The sequence below is a fragment of the Hyalangium versicolor genome (assembly GCF_020103695.1).
GTDB classification, from domain to species: domain Bacteria; phylum Myxococcota; class Myxococcia; order Myxococcales; family Myxococcaceae; genus Hyalangium; species Hyalangium versicolor.
On the sequence record NZ_JAHXBF010000012.1, the window covers coordinates 1 to 19,754 of the forward strand.

13 protein-coding genes are annotated in these 19,754 nt (G+C 66.7%); 6 read left to right on the forward strand and 7 right to left on the reverse strand.

All coding sequences use genetic code 11. The annotated features are described in order from the left end of the window. The coding region (locus KY501_RS24410; protein ID WP_224365674.1) for a hypothetical protein at positions 1–225 on the reverse strand (225 nt) is incomplete at its 3' end. Positions 226–450: 225 nt separating this feature from the next. Between KY501_RS24410 and KY501_RS24415 the strand changes: the two genes are divergently transcribed. Next, positions 451–690 (forward strand): helix-turn-helix domain-containing protein, encoded by a 240-nt coding sequence (locus tag KY501_RS24415; RefSeq protein ID WP_224365675.1) that lies wholly within the window; start codon positions 451–453, stop codon positions 688–690. Beyond that, positions 687–1,037 carry a helix-turn-helix domain-containing protein gene (locus tag KY501_RS24420; RefSeq protein WP_224365676.1) on the forward strand — a complete coding sequence of 117 codons (351 nt, stop codon included), beginning with the start codon at positions 687–689 and terminating at the stop codon, positions 1,035–1,037. Before KY501_RS24415 ends, KY501_RS24420 begins: the two co-directional genes overlap by 4 nt. Positions 1,038–1,085: 48 nt before the next feature. Here KY501_RS24420 and KY501_RS24425 read toward each other — a convergent pair whose 3' ends face one another. The 6 genes from KY501_RS24425 to KY501_RS24450 all read right to left on the reverse strand — a co-directional run bounded on the left by KY501_RS24425 (position 1,086) and on the right by KY501_RS24450 (position 11,311). Continuing rightward, positions 1,086–2,354 carry a serine/threonine-protein kinase gene (locus KY501_RS24425; protein WP_224365677.1) on the reverse strand — a complete coding sequence of 423 codons (1,269 nt, stop codon included), beginning with the start codon at positions 2,352–2,354 and terminating at the stop codon, positions 1,086–1,088. Continuing rightward, positions 2,351–3,019, reverse strand: a complete 669-nt coding sequence (locus KY501_RS24430) for a hypothetical protein (RefSeq protein WP_224365679.1) — start codon at positions 3,017–3,019, stop codon at positions 2,351–2,353. The genes KY501_RS24425 and KY501_RS24430 overlap by 4 nt, the downstream gene beginning before the upstream one ends. A 1,452-nt stretch (positions 3,020–4,471) precedes the next feature. Next, complete coding sequence (locus KY501_RS24435; RefSeq protein ID WP_224365681.1) at positions 4,472–5,464, reverse strand: TerC family protein; 993 nt, start codon at positions 5,462–5,464, stop codon at positions 4,472–4,474. 91 nt (positions 5,465–5,555) lie between these two features. After that, positions 5,556–7,706: a glycogen debranching protein GlgX gene (glgX, locus tag KY501_RS24440; protein WP_224365683.1), complete on the reverse strand. Its 2,151-nt coding sequence runs from the start codon at positions 7,704–7,706 to the stop codon at positions 5,556–5,558. Beyond that, entirely contained in the window at positions 7,703–10,804 is a 3,102-nt protein-coding gene (gene treY / locus KY501_RS24445) for a malto-oligosyltrehalose synthase (RefSeq protein WP_224365685.1), read from the reverse strand. The genes glgX and treY overlap by 4 nt, the downstream gene beginning before the upstream one ends. A gap of 174 nt (positions 10,805–10,978) precedes the next feature. Beyond that, entirely contained in the window at positions 10,979–11,311 is a 333-nt protein-coding gene (locus tag KY501_RS24450) for an SWIB/MDM2 domain-containing protein (RefSeq protein WP_224365687.1), read from the reverse strand. 449 nt (positions 11,312–11,760) lie between these two features. On the opposite strand from KY501_RS24450, the gene KY501_RS24455 reads away from it, so the two are divergent. From KY501_RS24455 to KY501_RS24470, 4 genes are read left to right on the forward strand one after another with little or no spacing between them, the layout of a single operon-like run. Beyond that, positions 11,761–12,426, forward strand: a complete 666-nt coding sequence (locus tag KY501_RS24455; protein ID WP_224365689.1) for an HAD family hydrolase — start codon at positions 11,761–11,763, stop codon at positions 12,424–12,426. Positions 12,427–12,441: 15 nt separating this feature from the next. Continuing rightward, positions 12,442–14,055 (forward strand): NPN-dependent hydroxyacid isomerase, LarAH14/15/16 family, encoded by a 1,614-nt coding sequence (gene larAH, locus KY501_RS24460; protein WP_224365690.1) that lies wholly within the window; start codon positions 12,442–12,444, stop codon positions 14,053–14,055. A gap of 38 nt (positions 14,056–14,093) precedes the next feature. Further along, entirely contained in the window at positions 14,094–18,509 is a 4,416-nt protein-coding gene (locus KY501_RS24465; RefSeq protein ID WP_224365692.1) for an AMP-binding protein, read from the forward strand. Continuing rightward, positions 18,506–19,534 (forward strand): NAD-dependent epimerase/dehydratase family protein, encoded by a 1,029-nt coding sequence (locus KY501_RS24470; protein ID WP_224365694.1) that lies wholly within the window; start codon positions 18,506–18,508, stop codon positions 19,532–19,534. The genes KY501_RS24465 and KY501_RS24470 overlap by 4 nt, the downstream gene beginning before the upstream one ends. The last annotated feature ends 220 nt before the right edge of the window (positions 19,535–19,754 follow it).

A 19,754-nucleotide genomic window follows, 5' to 3' on the forward strand; every position in this document is an offset into this window, starting at 1 on the left:
CTCGCGCTCGGCCCAGCCCGAGTGGTCCTTGAGCGACAGGAACTTCAGCGCGTGCAGTTGCTCACCCCGCCGCGCCAGGAACACCGTGCCGAAGCCGCCCGCTCCCAGCCGCCGTTCCACCCTATAGGGGCCCACCTCCGTGCCCGGCCCTATCTGCGACACCGAGGTGTGATGCCGCCTGCGGCGCCCCTTCGCCGCAGCGGGCCTGACGGCGGGTTCACTCATGGCGGGCCTCCCTGTTAGGGAGGCAGAGACTACCACAACCACCCAGGTAGGTGCGCGCAGGCACTTATGACACCCCACGAGAGGCCCGCCCAGCCCGATGACCGGACGTTCGGTCATACCAGAAGGTTTGAACGGATTAACGCACGAGGTATATACACCTACCAACCCATGCGTATAACCCACTGCCAGCGTTCCCGACGCGGATCCGCGCAGGAGAGTCACTCCATGTCCTTGAAGCTCGCAGAGTACATAGGCACCGCCACCCGCCAGGCCCGCACGCAAGCGGGGCTCTGCCGCCAACAAGTCGCCGACGCCGTGGGGCTGCCGCTTCCCGTCTACGAAAGGCTGGAGCGAGGACGACTGCTGCCGAGTGTCGCCACCCTCTGCCGCCTGGCCCGGGTGCTCAACACCTCCGTGGATGTCCTCGTGGGACGGTTGTTCCTCTTCCCGGTCCTCGAGCCATGAGAGAGCAGATCGCTACCAGGTTGGGGTATGCCGCCCGCACCGCGCGAGAACGCCTGGGCCTGACCCAGGCCGAGGTGGCCGGACTGATGGAGCTGTCTCCCATCGTCTACAACCGCATGGAGCGCGGAAAGATGCTCCCCAGCGTCCCCACGCTCGTCCAGCTCTGCGAGACCTTGCGCGTCTCTCCCGCCGAGCTGCTCGGGTTTCCCCGCCCGGAGAAGTCGCGCAAGACTGCCACCTGGGATGAGGACCCGCCCTCGCTTCAGCAACTCGTCGCCCTGTCCCGGCGTTTGGACGACAGCCAGCGCCAGGTGCTCATCACCGTGGCCAAAGCCCTCCTCCGCTGAATCCAGGACCGGGGCGCCACCTCTTCGCGTCCCGGTCCTGGCCTCCTCTCACCCCTCCAGCTCGTGGCTGTCGATGGACTCGGGGTAGAGGCCCCCCTCCACGGGCTCTGCGACCTCCCGCACGGCGCGGGCCTCAGAGAGCAGCCGCTCCACATGCTCGGCGGCCTCCCTCCGCCCGTACCCCGGGGCCAGCACGGAGAGCTCCGCGCGAAGTTCGCCAAGCAGCTCCCCAGCCGTTGCGTGGCGCTCAGCCGGGTCTCTCTGGAGCGCCCTGCGCAGAAGGGCCTTGAGTCCCTCCGACAGGCCCGCTACCGCGCGCTCGACATCCTCCGGGCCGAAGCGCTCCACCCACGCCAGCATCTCCTCCAGCGGCAGCTGCGGAGCCTCATCCGCCCTCACCTTCACACCTCGTGACGGTGTGAGCGCCGCCCCTTGCTCCCCAGCGAGGAGGTGACGGCTCGTCAGCGCCTCCAGCAGGACCAGCCCCAGCGAGAAGATGTCCGAGCGGGCATCCATGGGCTGGTCCAGGAGGTACTCGGGCGAGGCATAGAGCAGCTCCCCTTTCTTGAGCAGCTCTGGCGTTTCTTGCCGCCCCACCCTCTTCGAGAACGCCGCGCCGAAGTCCGTCAGCTTCACCTCTCCGCCGCGGCGGCCCACCCGAATGTTCCGGGGGCTGACGTCCCGATGGATGATGCCCAGCGGGCGGCCTCCTTCCTCCCGGTCGGTGAGCGTGTGCGCGTACTCGAGCGCGTCCGCCACCTCCGCCGTGATGTAGAGGGCGAAGGGGGTCGGCAGCGGCTGGCGCCGCAACGCCGCCATGCTCAGCAGCGACTCGAGCTGCAGCCCGGCCACGTACTCCATGATCACGTACGGCGTGCCACCGAACACCTTGAAGTGATGGGCCTGGGCAATGGCCGGATGGTGGAGCCGGAACGCCAGCTGCACCTCTTCCTTCAGGCGCTGGCGCAGCTCAGCCCGTTGGGGGTGATGAAGGCGTTTGACCACCACGTAGCCACCCATGCCGTGAGGCAGCGACCGCTCGAAGAGGAGCAGTTGCACTCCGTTCTTCCGCTCCTCCAGGAGGCGCAGGAACTTGAAGGTGACCCGCCCCGCAGTGAAGGAGTCTTGCCGCTGGAGCAGACGGGACAGCCTCTCCATGCCCTTGATCACCACGGCGAGTTCCCGCCGCGCCTCCGGTGACAAGCCCTCCTCCGGCGCCTCGTCGCTCATGTCCTCGGTGGTCCGTTCCTCGGGGCTCGTCTCTTCCCCCTGCTCCACGTCCGCCCGCGACCCTTCCTCATGCTTCTTGTCACTCATGGTTGTGCTCCCGAGGGGCGCGGCGATGGGGTGCTGACCTCGGGCTCTTGCGGCTCCAGGCTGACGACGACGCCGTTGAAGTACGCGCTGCGGGGAAGCCGCGGCAGGCGGGTGTCCTCGCGAAAACCGCTCTCCCGCGCGGAGTAGAAAGTGCCGAGAACGAACTCCGCTGCCGTCACGGTTCCGGCCTGTACCTGCACAGGCCCCGCGCACTGAAGAGGGGTCCCCGTCAGCGTCATGACGAGATAGCCATCGGGCCGCAGCACCGCGAGGGGCTCGAAGCGCCGCACCCGCGCGTTGAGCACGGGCCGGGTGACAGGCTGCCCACCGGTGATGACCTCGGCCAGCAGGTAGCTGGCGGCGACCCGGGGGCCGTACCGCTGCATGCCCCCGTCCGCGAACTCCAGGTCGAGCATGAGGCGCAGCCGCCTGGCTTCGTCCACCGTGAGCTCGCCATCCGCCAGCAGCGGCTCGGTCCGCAGTCCCGCGCTGAGCAGCAACAGCCCGAAGTCGTCCGCGGCCGCCAGGATCGCATGCTCCTGGCGATAGACGCCGCTCTCCTTGCGCGCGCAGCCAGCGGCCCCTACCGCGAGCGCCACCGCCAACCCCCATGGGGTGACGCCATGGGTAGGCCACGCCCTACGCTTCAACCTGACTTGCCACATCTACAACCTCCTTGGTTAGTTGACCTATTGGGTTAGCACAAGAGGCAGGACAAGGGGAAGCAGGCGGGCTGGAGCGCCCTCCCATCGGGCACGCCGATGCGCAACTCAGGGAGAGGGGAACCGGGGATGCCGCCGCAGTCACGACGCCAGATACTTGGGCGCCAAGGGTAGCCGCACAATCAAAGAGCGGGCGAAGCCGGTGTTGGAGGCAACGATGCAGAATTCGCCCTACATGCCGTGGCGTGGACGCTGCGCAAGCCGCGCTGGTAACGTCGAACGTCCTTCACGCGAGGAACGGATGCCGACTCTCAAAGCGGTGGCCCTCGTCATTTCCGCCCTGGTGCTGAGCGGCTGCCCCTCGGAATTCGGCAAGGACGGCCGCGTTGCCAAGGCCGTGCACAAGGATTCGGAGCAGCAACAGCTAGAACTCACGCAGTGCTCAGACCAGCGAAAAAGGGAAGTCTGCGCACATGGCAAGGAGAACTCGGACGAGTGTCGTAAGTGTGGAGGGCCGTAAGTGCGGAGGGGGAACTGGCGTACCGTCGTCGCTGTCTTCGCGGCCGTTCTGCTGCCACTGCCAGTGCTGCTGCTGCTGTGGGGACTGCTGAGGCCGGAGATGCCAGCGCATGCGCCCCCCGGAGTGCGTATCAGTCCCATGCTCACCCAAGAGCAACGCTCGCAGTTGGCAACGTACGGGCAGCGCTGCGGACCGGAGAAGGTGAAGTGTGAGCCGCCACTGGGCTGTTTGTTCGACGTCCGCTTCCCGCGGTCGACCTGCGTCGACAGCGAGTGCCTGACGGATGCTCAATGCCAGGGAGGAGAGGTATGCCGAAGCCTTGCCACCTGGCCCGAGGGTCCACAGGTGCGCCGCTGCATTCCCATTGGCCCGCGCCAGGAAGGGGAGGCCTGCGTCGAACTTCCGCGTGACAAACGAAACTCCTGCGCCCCCGAATGGCTGTGCAGTGGCCGCGAACACGCCTGGTGCGCCCGGCCATGCCACCCAGGCGACAGCCAGGAATGTCCCGAGGGCTTCTTCTGCGCGGACACCGTTCCGCAGCCCGCCTGCCTGCCCACGTGCGAGACCCGGGGATGCCCCTCTGGTCAGCAGTGCATCTCCTTCGAGGAAGGGGCCTCGGTGTGCGCGCAGGTGTATGGCCCCCAATGCCAGCAAACACCCTGCCCCGGTGGCCTCAAGTGCGACGTAGCCTATGAGCCGCCGTATCCAGGCAAGGTGTGGATGGAATGTGTCGAAGAGTGCGGCGAAGGCCATCCCCCCTGCGGTGCTGGCAAGGTTTGCGACGGCTGGCATTGCCTACCCGCCTGCGACCCTCACGGCCCTCCTGATGCGTGTGGCGAGGGCTATCATTGCAACCGCAGTCTGGAGCGCGGCCCCTTCTCATGCCAACCGCTCTACTGGAATTGGACCCTGGGCATCTAAAGAGGGCGAAATCCTCAGCTCTTCACGCGCTCCTGGTCCTTCCCCTGCTCTGGAGCCTTGGCACCCTCGCCCTCCGAGCCAGCCTCGGGCGCCTGGGGCCAGATGATCGAAGCCACGATGCTGCCGGTGAGGATGAGGCCAATGATTCCCAGCGACAGCCCCTCGTGCAGGTGGAAGTCGAAGTACGTGGCCAGCATCTTCAACCCCACGAAGCACAGGATGATCGACAGCCCCACCTTCAGGAAGTGGAACGTGCTCATCAGCTTCGACACGAGGAAGAACAGCGAGCGCAGACCCAAGATGGCGCACACGTTCGATGTGTAGGCAATGAACGCGTGCTGGGTGATGCCCAGCACCGCGGGAATGGAGTCCAACGCGAACAGCAGGTCCGTGGCCTCCACCACCAGCAGCACCAGGAACAGCGGCGTCACCTTCAGCCGGCCATCCTCCCGCAGGAAGAAGTGGCTGCCAGAGCCCTGCCGCGCCACCGGCAGCACCCGCCGGGCTAACTTCACCACCGCCCGCTGCTCCGGGTCCGCCGCCTCGGCCTCCTCCTTGGACAGCAGCATCTTCAGGCCCGTGAAGAGCAGGAAGGCGCCGAACAGGTACATCAGCCAGTGGAAGCGGCTCACGAGCGCCGTGCCCGTGATGATGAGCACCGCGCGCATGATGAACGCGCCGATGATGCCCCAGAAGAGCACCCGGTGCTGGTACTCGAGCGCCACCCGGAAGTAGCTGAACACCACCAGGAAGACGAAGAGGTTGTCCACCGACAGCGCGTATTCGACCACGTAGGCGGTGAGCCACTGCAGCGCCAGCTCGTGGCCCATGAAGGCCCCGATGCCCGCGCAGAAGATCAGGCTGAGGGCGATCCACACCCCCGTCCAGATGCCTGCTTCCTTCGGTGTCACCGCGTGGTCCTTGCGGTGGAACACGCCCAGGTCGATGGCGAGCATCGCCACGACGAAGACGTGAAAGCCGACCCAGATCGCGACTTGCGTGTTCACAGACCTTCCCGGGTTGAGGCGGAACGCCGGCCACCCTACCCGGCCGGACGGGCTCCGTCGACTCCTGCCTAACGCTTCTGGGCCCGGTCCGCTACAAGTCCGTGGCCGGCCGGCGCAGGACGACCACCGAGCGACCCGCCACCTGCACCTTGCCCCCAGCGGGGGTATGGGCGTGGGAGCAGTCCTCCGCCGTCGTCGTGTCCACGAGCAACTCCCAGTCCGCCCCCCACTCGATGGCGGGCAGGGCGAACGTCATCGGCTCGTGGTGGGCGTTCATCAACACCAGCAGCGTGTCCCCCACCACCCGGTGGCCCTGCTCGTCCAGGGCCGCGATGGCATCCCCTCCCAGCAGGAAACCCAGCGCACGTACATAGGGTTTCTCCCAGTCCTCCTTCTTCATCTCCTTGCCGTCCGGGCGGAACCAGGCCAGGTCCTTCAGCTCGCTGTCCCAGATGTGGGAGCCGCGGAAGAAGCGCCGCTTGTGGAGCACCGGCTGCTCGCGGCGCAACCGGCTCAAACGGATGGTGAAGTCCAGCAGCGCCCGCTGGCGGGGGTTCAGGTCCCAGTTCACCCACGAGAGCGCGTTGTCCTGGCAGTAGGCGTTGTTGTTGCCCTTCTGCGTGCGCCCCATCTCGTCCCCGGCCACCAGCATGGGCACGCCCTGGGACAGGAAGAGGCTCGCCATGAAGTTGCGCTGCTGCTGGGCACGCAGGGCGTTCACCGCCGCGTCGTCCGTCTCGCCCTCCACGCCGCAGTTCCACGAGTGGTTGTCGTTGGCCCCGTCCCGGTTGCTCTCGAGGTTCGCCTCGTTGTGCTTCTCGTTGTAGGTGACCAGATCGTGCAGGGTGAAGCCGTCGTGCGCCGTGACGAAGTTCACGCTCGCCGTGGGCATGCGGCCGGACAGCGCGTACAGGTCCGACGAGCCCGTCATCCGATAACCGATCTCCGCCGCCTGCCGGTCATCCCCCTTCCAGTAACGGCGGATGGTGTCTCGGTACTTGCCGTTCCACTCGCTCCAGCGCACCGGGAAGTTGCCCACCTGGTAGCCGAAGTCCCCCACGTCCCAGGGCTCGGAGATGAGCTTCACCCGCCTCAGCACCGGATCCTGGTGCACCATCTGGAAGAAGGCCGCGCGCGTGTCGTAGCCGTGCCTGTCTCGCCCCAACGTGGTGGCCAGGTCGAAGCGGAACCCGTCCACGTGCATCTCCTCGACCCAGTAGCGCAGCGAGTCCATCACCAGTTGGAGCGCGTACGGGTGGGTGGCGTTCCACGAGTTGCCGCAGCCGGTGAAGTCCTGGAAGAAGCGCGGATCCTTGTCCGTGAGCCGGTAGTAGGCGCTGCAGTCCAGGCCCTTGAAGGAGAGCGTGGGCCCCAGGTGGTTGCCCTCGCAGGTGTGGTTGTAGACCACGTCGAGGATGACTTCGATGCCGGCGCGGTGGAGCGCCTTCACCATCTGCTTGAACTCGGTCACCTGGCCGCCGCGCGAGCCCGAGCCGCTGTAGCGCGCCTCGGGAGCGAAGAAGCCCAGGGTGTTGTAGCCCCAGTAGTTGGTGAGGCCCTTCTTCACCAGGAAGTGCTCGTCCACGAAGGCGTGGATGGGCAGAAGCTCCACGGCGGTGACGCCCAGCCGGGTGAGGTGCTCCACCACGGCCGGGTGCGCCAGCCCCGCGTAGGTACCGCGCTGAGACTCGGGCACGGCCGGGTGGAGCTTCGTGAAGCCCTTCACGTGCAGCTCGTACAGGAGCGAGCGGTTCCACGCGGTGGCGGGAGGCTTGTCCCCCTCCCAGTCGAAGTCATCTGTCAGGACCACGGCCTTGGGCACACCCGCGGCGTTGTCCCGCTTGTCCATGACGAGGTCCGCGTCCTTGTCGCTGTCGTCCCCCGCCTTGTAGGCATACATCGCCGGGGCGTAGTCCACGCGGCCGTGGAGGGCGCGGGCGTACGGATCCACCAACAGCTTGTGCGGATTGAAGCGCAGGCCTCGCTTGGGCTCGTAGGGGCCGTGCGCGCGCAGGCCGTAGATCGTGCCCGGCTGCAGCCCGGGAACGTAGCCGTGCCAGACGTGGTACGTGGTCTCCAGAAGAGGAAAGCGGCGGAGCTCTCGAGAGGGATCGCTCGGGTCGAAGAGGCAGACCTCCAGCTTCCGGGCATGCTCCGCGAAGACCGCGAAGTTGATGCCCTCTCCGTCGTACGTGGCGCCCAGGGGATACGGCTTCCCTGGAAGCACCTCGGCCCTCCTCATCCGGTGCTCCTCTCCAGCAGGATGACCGGGAAGTTCGCGAGGAGCGGCGAGAGGGGCAGCACCACGCCACCCGTCGTCCCGCGCTCCGGCCGCACCTCGCGCCCGGTGAACACATCCCGGAACATCATGCCCTCATAGGCGTCCGGAAGCGTCACGAAAGTGCCTTCATAGGCGCGAGACAGGCCCCCCTCCCCCTCCAGCGCGGGGAGTGTGAAACGCGGAACCACTGCGAGTACCACCGACTCCCCGTGCTCCCGGGCGAGGGCCACGGCCGCCCGCTCGCGAGGCCCCGTCAGCTCCAGCTCCCGGTAGCCTCCCGAGCGGAAGAGGCTCGCCTGGCGCTGGCGCAGCCGCAGGCCCTGGGCAAGCACGTAGAGCTTCACCCGCCCATCGTCCATGTGGGCCTTCAGCTTCGCGCACAACCCCAGCAGATTCCCGGAGGACTCCTGATCCAGCGCATCCAGCAGCTTCGCGCGCAGGCCGTAGTCCACCGGGCGCCGGTTGTCCGGATCCACGAGGGACAGATCCCACAGCTCACAGCCCTGGTAGGTGTCCACCACCCCGGGCGAGGCCAGCTTGAGCACGAGCTGCCCCAGGGCGTTGAGCTGCCCGGCCGGCTCGATGCGGTGCTTGAACTGGCGCACGTCCTCCAGGAACTCGGCGCTCTTCTTCCAGTCGAAGCACCCGTCCACGAAGCGCGCCACCGCGGTGTCGTAGTCCGCGTCCGGTTTGGTCCACGAGGTGCGGACCTTCGCCTCCTTGATGGCCTTGGCCATGTACTCGCGCACGCGGCGCTGGAGGTCCTCGTGTTCCGTCTGAGAGAGAGGCTCGCCGCCCATGGGCCAGGCGCCCACGATCGTCTGATAGAAGAGGTACTCGTCGTTGCGCGAGGGCGCCGCGCCACCGGGCAACGTGGAGACATGCGCCGCGTTGAGCTTCGACCAGCGCTCCACCCGCTCGCTCCACTCCTGGGGCAGCTCGGTGAGCACGTTCAGCCGGGCGCGCACGTCTTCGCTGCGCTTCGTGTCATGGGTGCTGGTGGTGAGCAGGCTCGCCGGCCAGTGCTCCGCGCGCTCGCGGTTGCGCTGGTGGAACGAGACTGCCCGCGTCCCGAAGTGCTCGGGCTCCCCGCCCACCTCGTTGAGCGAGACGAGCCGGTTGTAGATGTAGAAGGACGTGTCCTCCAGGCCCTTGGCCATCACCGGGCCCGTCACCTGCTGCAGCTTCATGGCGAAGCGCAGCATGACGGCACGCTCGTTCTCGTTGAGGTGCTCCGGGTAGCGCCGCAGCAGGATGTCCCCCAGGAAGTCGAAGATGCTGACGTTGGTGGTGGCGTTGCGCTCCTTCGCCCGGGCAATGGTCCACTCGATGTACTGCACGTCCCGAGCGTCCAGCTCCGGCCTCCACCCGTCCACGTAGGTGCGGTAGACGGGGAACAGCGCGATGAACTCCCCCAGCGCCCGGCGCAGGCTGTTGAGCGTGAAGTCCCGCGTGCGGCGGTTCATCTCCGAGATGCGGTTCAGCTCGTGAGCGAGCATGTTGATCTCGCTCGACATCGCCGTGCTCATGATGAGCAGCTTCTTCTGGCGGACCAGCTCCTCGAAGTCCGGCGCCTGGCCGATGAAGCGGTGATACGTCTCCGTCAGGGGCTTCTCGGCCTCCGCCTGCACGAAGACTCCGCCCACCGAGTTGGCGAAGCGGTAACCCGTCGTGCCGTGCACCGCCCACGCCTCGGGGATGCGTTCGCGGCCTCCCTGGATCTTCTCCACCACCACATAGAGCGCCTTGCGCAGCGGTGAGGCGACGTCCTCCGCCACCTCTGTCCGCCACAGCTCCAGCAGGCGCTGCTCCACCACCGACCAGCGCGTGTCGCTGTCTCCGAACTCCTCCTGGAAGCGCGCGCGCACCTGCTCCACGAAGAAGCGCTCCTGGAGCCTCAGGAAGTACGCGGTGGGATCGAACAGCCCATCCGGGTGATCGATGCGAAGGCCCGTGACACACCCTTGCCGCAGCCAGTCGAAGATGCGCGCGTGGGCCTCATCGAAGACCTCCGGATCCTCCACACGGATGGCCGCCAGCCCGTTGATGTCGAAGAAGCGGCGGTAGTTGATCTCCTCGCCAGCCACGCGCCAGTGCGCCAGCCGGTAGCTGCATCCAGCCAGCAGCGCGTCCAGCCGGTCGAACGAGCGCGGGTTGCCCGGAGTGCCATTGCACGAATCCACGCAGGCAGACACGAAGGTGGCCACCTCGGGGCTGGCCTCCACCACCGCCGCGAGCCGGCGCTTGATGACCTCCTTCTCGCGGTTGCGCTCGAGCACCTTGGGCCGCTCCGTCTCCGTACGCGTCGGCAGGTGCTCGATGGCGGTGAGGATGGATTGCAGCTCGATGAGGTGCGGGTGGCTCTCGCCCAGCCGTGCCTCCAGCTCCTGCAGGCCGGGCCGCAGCACGTTGCCGTACTGCCGAGGCGCCAGCGGCAGCAGGTGATCGTAATAGTGGATGAAGAAGGCGCCGTCCCGGTAGCCCAGCTTCAGCTCCCCGTTCTCCAGGACGATGCCGTACTGGTCCCCGAGGATCGGCAGGAGCACCTTGTCCTGCAGCTCGTCCTTCACCGGCTTCCAGTCGATGTCGAAGTACTTCGCGTACACGGAGGACGGGCCGTTCTCCAGCACGTCGAACCACAAGGAGTTGAAGCGCTCGATGCCCATGTGGTTGGGCACCACGTCCAGTACGTGGCCCAGCCCCTTCTCCTCCAACGCGCGGCACAGGGCCAGATGCTCCTCGGCCGTGCCCACCTCGGGGTTGAGGTGCTGGTGGTCCACGCAGTCATAGCCGTGGGTGCTGCCGGGCGTCGCCTTGAGGTACGGCGAAGCGTAGAAGTCGCTCACCCCCAGCCGAGCCAGGTACGGCACCACCGCCTGGGCCTCCCGGAAGTTGAAGCCCTGGTGCAGCTGCACCCGGTAGGTGGACAGCGGTGTCGTCCGAGCCCGAGCCAGCAACTCCTCGCGGACGCGCGCGTACAGCCGCTCGGCGATGGCGGCCCCACGCTCCGCCGCTCCAGGAGCAGCGTTACTCCCCTCTTCCAGTCCTTGGCGCAGCATGCGCTTGGAGAGGTAGGAACTCCTGCGGAAGTTGGCCAGTGGTCAGCAGCGCATTCCGCGCGATTTCCAACGCTCACCCGCCCTGGGGGATCCCCCCCAAAAGCAGAGGGCCCGCCACGGTGTGGCGAGCCCTCGGAGCAACGCGCGCCCGATCACGGGCTGGCGCGTGGCCAACTACTCCTTCAGGTGCTTGAAGGCCCCGGCGACCTCGGTCATCTTGATCTGCTTCTTGTTGCCGTAGACCTTCTTGAGGTTGTCGTCCAGGTTGATGAGCTGGCCCTGGTTCAGACCATTCTTCTTGAAGTAGTCCCAGAGCTTCTTGATCACCGCGGTGCGCGGCAGCGGCTTGTCGCCAACGACAGCGGCGAGCTCGGGCGTCGGAGTGAACTCCTTCATGAACGCGGCGTTCGGCTTGCGCTTGGCACCACCAGCAGCCTTCTTGGCGGCGGGAGCCTTCTTCGCAGCAGCAGCAGTGGTCTTCTTCGCAGCAGCCTTCTTAGCGGCCATTCTGTGTCTCCTCCCCTCCGAAGGGGACGTGGATTACGGCGTTGAACAACCTAAGCCGTGGGCGGCGTAGTAGCACGGCCCGAGCCGAAAAACAGCCCTTCCGTACGCATTCCCCTCTGAAAACCGCTCGGTGATCGCTGCCTCACACTCGAAGAAGGGGGGGTGAAGCATGGTTTTTCCCTCGGGAGAGCGGGGGTTACCCACGGGATTTTCTCGCCGCGGAACAGAGGTGACCCGCCACGTTTCTCCTCGGGCGTGCGGGGCTCCGCCGAGGGAATTCCTCTTGCCGCAGGAGCTTCTTTGGTTTTGAAGGCGGGGGCACCCACAGCCCGTGCGAGGCCCCGCGGCGCACGGCCCCCTTGCTCGCCGGCCGAGGTTGACCGGCGAATTCCCCCCCTTCCGGCATCGTTGACACACCCGTACAGGAGTGTCAGGAAGCCGCCAGCCCCATGCCCGCCAAAGCTGCCTTCTACGATGTCGACGGGACGCTCGTGAGGACGAACATCGTCCACGTCTACGCCTATTACGCCATGAACCGGGGCTCACTCCTGGGGATGGCGGGGCGGAGCCTCGGCACGGCCGCCAGCCTGCCCCTGTTCGGCGCCCTGGACTTCATCAACCGCAAGGTCTTCAACGAGTTCTTCTACCGCTATTACGAAGGTCTCTCCGAGGACCGCCTGGTCACCGTGGCCGAGGACATGTTCGAGGACGTGCTCAAGCCCGCCCTCTACGAGCAATCAAAGGATCTCATCGCCGAGGCCCGGCGCTCCGGTTGCCGCATCGTCCTCGTCACGGGAGCCCTGGACTTCACCATGCGCCCGCTCGCCCGATACCTGGGCGCCGACGAGCTCATCGCCAACAAGATGCAGTTCGTCGGCGGCAAGGCCACTGGCAAAGTGATTCCCCCCATCATCGAGGGTGCCAACAAGGCCAACGCCATCCGGGATTACTGCGCGAAGGAGGGCCTGTCACTGGCCCACTGCCACGGGTACTCGGACAGCGCCTCGGACTACGCCATGCTGGCCATCGTCGGCCGGCCCACGGCGGTCAACCCGGACGTGCGCCTGCGCCAGTTGGCGCGCGCCTACAACTGGCCCATCCTCGATCTGAAGTAGTCACGAAAAACTCCCATGCGCCCCATCAAGACGCTCCAGAAGCTCTACGACGAGGAAAGTCAGGTCGTCATCACCGAGAAGGGCAGCCCCCCGCGGGTCCTCTTCTCCGGAGAGAACTTCCTGTTGGAGGACCTGCCCGTCGGCACGCGGGTCATCTTCCCGCGGCCGCCCATGGCCGGCGTGCCCAACGTGAAGGCCGCCATCCGCTGGGCCATCAACCACCCGGAGGGCATGGACCCGCTGCACGCCCTCATGCGCCCGGGCATGAAGCTCACCTGCGTCATCGACGACATCTCCGTGCCGCTGCCACCCATGGTCACCCCGGACGTGCGGCAGAGCATCCTCGAGGTGGTGCTGGAGCTGGCCGCCGACAGCGGCGTGGATGACATCCACCTGCTCATCGCCAACGCGCTGCACCGCCGGATGACCGAGGCGGAGATGCGGCGCATGGTGGGCCAGAAGATCTACGACGCCTACTACCCGGACCGGTACTACAACCACGACGCCGAGGATCCGGACGGCATCGTCGAGTTGGAGCGCACCAGCCAAAACGAGGTGGTGGCCGTCAACCGCCGCGTGGCGGAGAGCGATCTCATCGTCTACGTGAACGTGAACTTCGTGCCCATGAACGGCGGGCACAAGTCCATGGGCACCGGTGTGACCAACTACGCCAGCCTGCGCCACCACCACAACCCGAAGACGATCCGCGAGTCGGACAGCTACATGGAGCCGAAGGCCAGCGCGCTCTATCGGAGCAACTCGCGCATCGGCACCGTCATCGACAAGAACCTCAAGGTGTTCCACATCGAGACGACGCTGAACAACCGCATGTTCGGCGCCCCCATGGATTTCCTCGGCAAGAAGGAGGAAGACTACACGGAGGCGGACAGGCTCAAGCTGCAGGCCACGCTCTTCGCGCTCAAGCATGCCCCGCGCGCGGCGGCCCGGAAGATCTTCAGCGCCGTGCCTGCCCCCTACGATGTAACGGGTGTCTTCGCCGGCGCCACCGAGCCGGCCCACGCCAAGACGCTGGAGATGAGCTGGAAGCAGTACTCCGTGCCGGTGGATGGGCAGAGCGACATCGTCATCTTCCCCATCCCCTTCATCTCGCCCTACAGCGTCAACTCCATTCTCAACCCGCTGCTGCTGCAGGTGATGGGGCTGGGCTACTTCTTCAACCTGAACCGCGGCATCCCCCTGGTGAAGAAGGGCGGCGTGCTCATCCTCCTGCACCCGGCGTTCGACGAGTTCGATCCCGTGCAGCACCCCAGCTACATCGAGTTCTTCAACCGGCTGCTGCCGGAGACGCGGGACTCCATGAAGCTGGAGCACAAGTACGAGCGCGAGTTCGCGGAGAACCCCTCGTACGTGCACCTGTACCGCAAGGGCAACGCCTACCACGGCGTGCACCCCTTCTACATGTGGTACTGGGGCGAGAACGGCCGCCAGCACGTGGGCAAGGTCATCGTCGCCGGTGCCGAGAACAACCACGTGCCCGAGCTGCTCGGCTGGGACCGGACGGACACCCTCACCGAGGCCATTGAAGAGGCCCGGGGCTTCATGGGCCGCTCCGCCACCATCAGCCTGCTGCGCATCGCGCCCACCCTGCTCGCGGACGTCAAGCTCTGAGCCGCTCCGAGCCACGTCCCGCGGAGCCCGAGTTGCACATGACTCAGCTGCCTGAACTGAACGTCTCCCAGATCTTCACCGGCAAGCGCCTTCTCTTCGCCGGCTCCACCGGCTTCGTGGGGAAGGTCACCCTGAGCATGCTCCTGACCCACTACGGCCAGGAGCTGGACAAGCTCTACGTGCTCGTGCGCAAGGGCAGCGCCGCCTCCGCCGAGCGCCGCTTCTTCGACAAGGTCGCCCCCAGCGAGCCCTTCCAGCCGCTGCGGGATGCCCTCGGCGAGGAAGGTGCCCTCGAGTTCCTCCGCAAGAAGTGCGAGATCCTCGACGGCGACATCACCGATCCCCTCATGGGGGTAGAGCCCGCCCAGGCCGACGCGCTCACCGGCAAGGTGGCCGCCATCATCAACTGCGCGGGACTGGTGTCCTTCAACCCCTCTCTGGAGGTGGGCCTCAACGTCAACACCCTCGGGGTGAAGAACGCGGTGGAGCTGGCGCTCAAGTGGAACGCGCCGCTCATCCACATGTCCACCGCCTTCGTCGCGGGCAACCGCAGCGGACTCGTCTTCGAGGACGAGGAGGTGCTCGGCTACTTCCCCAAGCGCGACGAGATGGATGGCCGCGACTTCAGCCTGGAGCAGGAGCTGAAGGATGCCGAGCGCATCGTCGCCCGGCTGCGTGAGCAGGCGGATGACAAGGCGCTCACGTCCATCTTCCGGAAGAAGGCGCTGGACCGGCTGGAGGAGGAGGGCCGGGACGCCTCGGACGAGAAGACGCTGCGCCTGGCCGTGGGCCGCGAGCGCAAGCTGTGGCTGTCCGGTGAGCTGGTGCGCGCCGGCATGGAGCGCGCCAAGCACTGGGGCTGGCCCAACACGTACACGTACGCCAAGAGCCTGGGCGAGCAGGTGCTGGCCGCCACGCCAGGCCTCCGCTACTCCATCGTCCGCCCCTCTATCGTCGAGAGCGCGCAGCACTTCCCCTTCCCCGGGTGGAACGAGGGCTTCACCACCTCCGCGCCGCTGGCGTTCGCCGGCCTCAAGGGCCAGCGCAGCATCCCCGCCGGGGAGCGCACCATCTTGGATACCGTCCCCGTGGACCATGTGGCCGGTGCCACCATCGGCATCACGGCCCACTCGCTCACCGTGGAGGAGCGGCGCGTCTACCATATGGCTTCGGGGGACCTGAATCCCTTCTACGCCAGCCGCTCCGTGGAGTTGGTGGGCCTGTACCGCCGCCGCTACTACCGCAACAAGGAGACGGGCAACGCGCTGATGAACAAGGTGCGCTCGCGCGTGGAGCCCGTGCCCGTGTCGCGCCAGCAGTTCGAAAGCTTCAGCGCCCCGGCCTTCATCCAGGGCGTGAAGCTGCTCAAGAAGGTCATCGACGAGGTGCGGCCCAAGTGGGGCGCGCCCTCGGTGCAGGCCCTGCTGGATCGCGCGCAGGTGAAGCTGGATGACGTGTCCGAGCAGGCCGCCAGCCTGTCCGCCATGATCGATCTGTTCCTCCCCTTCATCTGGGAGAACCGATACGTCTTCCGCTGCGACAACACGCGATCGATCTACACGCGCATGGCGCACTCGGACCGGGTGAAGATCCCCTGGGATCCGGAGCACATCGACTGGCGCACGTACTGGCTGGAGACGCACCTGCCCGGCCTGGAGAAGTGGGTGTTCCCCGGGCTCGAGGAGGAGACCCAGCGGCGCACCGTCATCCCCGCGCACCGCGATCTGCTGGAGCTGTTCGAGGCCTCGGTGCACTCGTGGCGCCACCGGGTGGCCTTCCGCATGTTCGCCGGGGAGAAGGAAGAGCGCTTCACCTACGGCGAGGTGCACCGCTACGCGGCCCGCGTGGGCAGTGCGCTCTTGCGCGCCGGCGTGAAGCACGGAGACCGGGTGCTGCTGGTGTCGGAGAACCGGCCCGAGTGGGCCATCTCCTACTTCGGCATCCTGCGCGCGGGCGCCACCGTGGTGCCCGTGGATCCGGGGCTCAGCGAAGCGGAGGTGGTCAACATCTCCCGCCGCGCCGAGGCCAAGGTGTGCCTCATCTCCGAGCAGGCCATGGAGGAGGACTTCCCGAACCTCGTCGGCGCGCTGACGACCGCCGAGAAGCCCACGCAGGTGCTCAGCCTAGCCGAGGCCATGTCCGGAGATCCGGCGTACCCGGATCGCATCGGTCCGGTGCGCAAGACGGCGGCCGCGGATGACGTGGCCAGCCTCATCTTCACCTCGGGCACCACGGGCACGCCCAAGGGCGTGATGCTGACGCACCGCAACTTCGCCGCTCTGGTGGCGAAGCTGGCAGGCGCGTTCAACATCGGCGTGGGAGACGGACTGGTCTCCGTGCTACCGCTGCACCACACGTTCGAGTTCTCCGCCGGGTTCCTCACACCGTTCTCTCGTGGCGCGGAGATCACCTATATCGACGAGCTGACGGCGGACCGGCTCGGCGAGGTGTTCGAGACGGGCCGCGTCACGGCGATGGTCGGCGTGCCGGCGCTGTGGCAGCTGCTGCACCGGAAGATCACCCAGGAGATGGCCAGCCGTCCTCCGGTGGTGGAGCAGGCCATCAAGGCGCTCATGGCTTCTCACGGGGAGCTGCGCAACCGCAGCTCGGTGAACCTGGGCAAGCTGCTGTTCTGGCCGGTGCACCGCAAGTTCGGTGGGAAGGTGAAGTTCCTGGTGTCAGGCGGCTCGGCGCTGCCGGATGACGTGCACAAGGCCTTCCACGCGCTGGGCTTCAACATCACCGAAGGCTATGGCCTCACCGAGGCCGCGCCGGTGCTCAGCGTGGCCGAGCCCACCAACAAGCGCCAGCCGGGCACGGTGGGCAAGCCGCTGCCGGGCATCGAGATCCGCATCGATCAGCCGGACAACGATGGCATCGGCGAGGTGCTGGCCAAGGGCCCCAACATCATGGCGGGCTACTTCGGGGACCGAGAGGCCACCGAGGCCGTCATCAAGGAAGGCTGGCTGCACACCGGAGACCTCGGGCGGCTGGACGCCGAGGGCCGGCTGTACCTGGTGGGCCGACAGAAGGACGTGATCATCGATGCCAACGGGAAGAACGTGTACCCGGATGAGCTCGAGGATCTGTACGGCGTCCACACGCACGTCAAGGAGCTGTCCATCGTCGGCCTTCCGGAGGACGGCGGGGGCGAGAAGGTCGCCTGCCTGTGCGTGCCGGACTACAAGGAGCGCCCGCGCGAGGAGGTCCGCCGCGAGTTGGAGGAGCACTTCCGCAACGTGAGCGCGGACATGCCCTTCTACCGGCGGGTGAAGGTGCTGCGCTTCTGGGATGGAGAGCTGCCCCGCACCTCCACGCGCAAGGTGAAGCGCAAGCTGGTGGTGGAGGAGCTCAAGCGCCTGGAGCGCCTGGCCTCCACGGGCGAGAAGGCTCGCGAGCGGGTGACGCACCCAAGCACCGGTGGCGTGAGCGACTGGCTCTACCCACTCATCGCCGAGGTGGTGAATCGGCCGGTGACGGACGTGCGGCCGGATGCGCGGCTCTCGGTGGACCTGGGCTTCGACTCGCTGATGCTGACGGAGCTCTCGGTAGCGCTGGAGCAGGCCGGCGTGCCGCTGCCCGCGGTGAATGATCTGACGCAGGTGCAGACGGTGGAGGACCTGCGCAAGGTGATCGTCGCCTCCGGGCGGCGGCCGGCGGCGGAGGCTCGGGCGAAGGAGATCTCCGAGGACCACAAGCGCTCCGAAGAGATGGAGATCCCCGTGCCGGAGGTGGTGGCGAACGTGGGCCGGCAGCTTCTGACATTCGGGCAGAAGGTGCTGTACGGCGGCATGTTCGACGTGAAGGTGACGGGCAAGCAGTTCGTTCCGCAGAACCGGAACTTCCTCGTCATCGCCAACCACGCCAGCCACCTGGACGCGGGCCTCATCCGCACGGTGCTGGAGGAGCAGGGCCGCAAGACGGTGGCGCTGGCGGCTCGGGACTACTTCTTCGACACGGCGCTCAAGCGGGCCTACTTCGAGAACTTCACGGATCTGATCCCCATGGATCGCCACGGAAGCCTGCGCGAGTCGCTGCGGCTTGCGGGCGAGTCTCTGCGCATGGGCTACAACCTGCTCATCTTCCCGGAGGGGACGCGCTCGACCACTGGGGAGCTGCTGGAGTTCAAGCCGACGCTGGGCTTCCTGGCGCTCACGTATGAGGTGGACGTGCTGCCGCTCTACCTCAAGGGCACCTTCGAGGCGCTGCCCAAGGGCACCATGTTCCCGAAGTCCAAGGAGCTGGAGGTGCACATCGGCCCGGCGCTGCGGTACGGGGATCTGCGGACGAAGACGCAGGGCATGGCGCGCTCGGAGAGCTACCGGTACGCCACGCGGCTGGCCGAGGAGGCCGTGAAGGCGCTGAGGGCCGGCCGGGTGCTGAACCTGGATGCGGCAGCGACGACGGAGGAGCAGCGGCGAGCGCTGGGCTCCAGGGGAGGGCAAGACGCGTGAAGCTGCTCGTGACGGGAGGCACTGGATTCCTGGGCACGCACCTGGTGCCCAAGCTGGTCGATGCGGGCCATGAGGTGCGGCTGATCGGCCGGACAAAGCCCGTGGCGCAGGGGTTGGCTCGGGCGGAGTTCATCCACGGGGACCTGAAGAACCGCGAGACGGTGCGCCGGGCGCTGGAGGGCGTGGAGGCCGTCTATCACCTGGCGGGGCTGGTCTCGTTCCAGGATAAAGACGCACGGAAGATGTACGAGCTGCACGTGAACGCCACGCGCGAGCTGCTGCGGGACGTTCGCGAGGCGGGGGTGAAGCGGCTGATCCTCGCGTCGACGTCGGGGACGATCTGCGTATCCAAGGAGGAGCGGGTCGGCACCGAGGAGGACGACTACCCGATCACCCTGGTGGGGCGGTGGCCGTACTACCTGTCGAAGATCTACGAAGAGAAGATGGCGCTGGAGTACTGCCGGAAGAACTCGATTCCGCTGGTGGTGCTCAACCCGAGCCTGCTGATGGGACCTGGGGATGACCGGCTGTCCTCGACGTGGATGATAGTGAAGTTCCTGAATGGGGAGATCCCGGTGATGCCGGGAGGCGGCATGTCCTTCGTGGATGCTCGGGACGCGGCGGATGCGTTCCTCAACGCGCTGACGCGCGGGGAGCTGTACGGCCGTCACCTGATGGGCGTGAACATGTCGATGGGGGACTTCTTCGACAGGCTCGAGCGGCTGACGGGAGTGTCGGCGCCGCGGATGCGGCTGCACTCGCAGGTGAATGTGATGGGGGCGAAGCTGCTGGAGCGGTGGGCGAAGTTCCGAGGCATGAAGCCGACGCTGGATCCGCAGGAAGTGGATATCGGCGAGCACTTCTTCTACGTGGACACCACGAAGGCGGAGCGCGAGCTGGGCTTCGTGGCGAGGGATCCGCACGCGACGCTGCACGACACGGTGCAATACATCTACACGAAGATGCCGCCGCAGAATCTGCCAGGCATCAAGGGCCAGCTCGCGGAGAAGCGCGAGGGCACCTGAGCTTCATGCAGCACGTACAGCAACGTACGGCCTGGAAAACGGGCACCAGAAGGGGCACGGTGGTAAAATTCCGGCCAGTAAACCCAAAGCGTCCTCTTTGAAAGACGACTCGCTGAGCTGCGGTTTCCTCTGTCCCAGTCTCTTGCCCCATGTACCTGACGCGATTCACAATCCAGAACGTCCGGGCCATTAGAGACCTAGACTGGCAGGTACCTCTCCA